General features: G+C 77.8%; 2 protein-coding genes and 1 tRNA gene. All 3 read right to left on the bottom strand.

The genetic code is table 11. The features are described 5' to 3' along the window. Positions 1-1,464: BTAD domain-containing putative transcriptional regulator (locus ACFW1A_RS40235; protein WP_380418658.1), on the bottom strand; the 1,464-nt coding region annotated here is incomplete at its 3' end. Between the two features lie 207 nt (positions 1,465-1,671). Continuing rightward, positions 1,672-1,748, bottom strand: a tRNA-Met gene (locus ACFW1A_RS40240). Positions 1,749-1,828: 80 nt separating this feature from the next. Then, the coding region (locus ACFW1A_RS40245; RefSeq protein WP_380418660.1) for a hypothetical protein at positions 1,829-2,018 on the bottom strand (190 nt) is incomplete at its 5' end.

Consider the following 2,018-nt stretch of genomic DNA (forward strand, 5'->3'; position numbering starts at 1 on the left):
GCGCAGCGCCAGCGGCAGCCCGGCGCAGGCCGCCAGCACCGCCTCCTCGTCCCGCCGGTCCGCCGGCCCCGTCGCCTGGGCCTCGGCCAGCAACCGGTGCCACAGCCGCCCCGCCTCGGCCGGCGCCAGCCGGTCCAGCCGCACCGCCCGCGCCCCGGGCAGGCCGGCCAGCCGCCCGCGCGCGGTGACCAGCACCGCGCAGCTCGCCGAGCCCGGCAGCAGCGGTGCCACCTGCGCCTCGTCGGCCGCGTCGTCCAGCACCAGCAGCAGCCGGCGCCCCGAGCTGACCGACCGGAACAGCGCCGCCCGCCGCTCCGGCTCGGCCGGCAGCTCCCCCGGCTCCACCCCGAGGTCGGTGAGCAGCCGGTGCAGCAGTTCCCCGGCCGCCACCGGGCGACCGTCGGCGCCGTGCAGCCCGGCGACCAGCTGCCCGTCCGGGTAGTGCGCGCGCAACCGGTGCGCGGCGTGCACCGCCAGCGCGGTCTTGCCGACCCCCGGCTCCCCGCTGACCACCGCCACCGGCACCGCCGCCGCTCGCCGGGCACCGCCGAACAGCCGCCCCAGCACCCGCAGCTGGGCCGAGCGCCCGGTGAAGTCCGGCAGGTCACTGGGCAGTTGGGCGGGCAGGCAGAGCACCCGCAGCGCCACGGCCGGCGGCACGACCGGCGGCTGGGCCGCGGGCGGCGCCAACTCCGGGTCCGCGCGCAGGATCCGTGCCTGCAGCTCGGCCAGTTCCCGCCCCGGCTCCATCCCCTGGGCGCCGATCAGCTGCTGGCGCAGCCGGCCGTAGGCGGCCAGTGCCTCGCCCGGGCGACCGGCCCGGTGCAGCGCCAGCATCAGCAGGGCGCAGAGTCGCTCGCGGAGCGGCTGGGCGGCCAGCAGCAGGCGCAGCTCGGGGACCGCCTCGTGGTGCCGGCCCAGCCGCAGTGCCAGCTCCCAGTACTCCTCCTGGGCGGCCAGCCGCAGCTCGACCAGCCGGGCCCGGTGCAGCGCGGCGAACGGCCCGGGCAACCCGTCCAGCCCCGCCCCGCGCCACAGCGCGAGCGCCTGCTCCAGCGTGCGGGCCGCCTGCGCCGGGCTGCCGGCCGCCTGCTCGGCCCGGGCGCGGGACCGGGCCGCCTCGAAGGCGTGCAGGTCCAGCTCGCCCGGGGCCAGCCGGTAGGCGGTGCCGCGGGTGGCCAGCACCCCGCCCAGGCTGCGCCGCGGACGGTCCGGGTCGAGCACCCGGCGCAGCCGGGAGACGTAGGTGGTGACCAGCGCGGGCGCGTTCGCCCCCGCCCGGCTCCCCCAGACCCCCTGCACGATCTGCTCCCGGGCCACCGGCTCGCCGCCCGCCAGCAGCAGCACCGCCAGCACCGCCCGCTGCATCGCCGGCCCGGCCTCCAGCACCTGCCGCCCCCGGCTGACTCGCAACGGGCCGAGCAGCTCGTACCGCAGGCCGCCGGCCGCGCCCCCCGGATCCATCGCCCGTGCTCCCCTCTGCCCCGCACCCGCGAGGTGGACCACACGGTGGACTAGACCAAAGGCCGCGTCAACACGGCCGCGGGAAATACTTGTCGGGACGGCGACAAACCTCGCCGGGCCGCGGCCCCCGGGGGCGAGCACCGGGACGCCGGGTGGCGGACGCGAAAACGCCGAGGGCCCGGAGGAGATCCTCCGGGCCCTCGGCCTTGGTAGCGGGGACAGGATTTGAACCTGCGACCTCTGGGTTATGAGCCCAGCGAGCTACCGAGCTGCTCCACCCCGCGTCGTTGTGTCTCAACCATAGCACGTTCGGCAGGGACCCTGCGCACGCCTGCGATTCGACGGCGTGCGCAGGGTTCCCGGCTCAGGACTTGTGCTCGGCCGTCACGGCGGCGGTGATCGCGTCCTGCAGCGCCTTCTGCGCCGCGCCGTAGGCCGCCCAGTCGCCCGCCTTGAGCGCGGTCTGACTGTCGTTGTAGGCCTTCTGGATGTCGTCCAGCGCCTTCTGCAGGGCCGGGTCGGTGGTCGCCGTGCCCGGCGGCGTGGTGCTGCCG

It is taken from the genome of Kitasatospora sp. NPDC058965 (assembly GCF_042741245.1).
Classification (GTDB): domain Bacteria; phylum Actinomycetota; class Actinomycetes; order Streptomycetales; family Streptomycetaceae; genus Kitasatospora.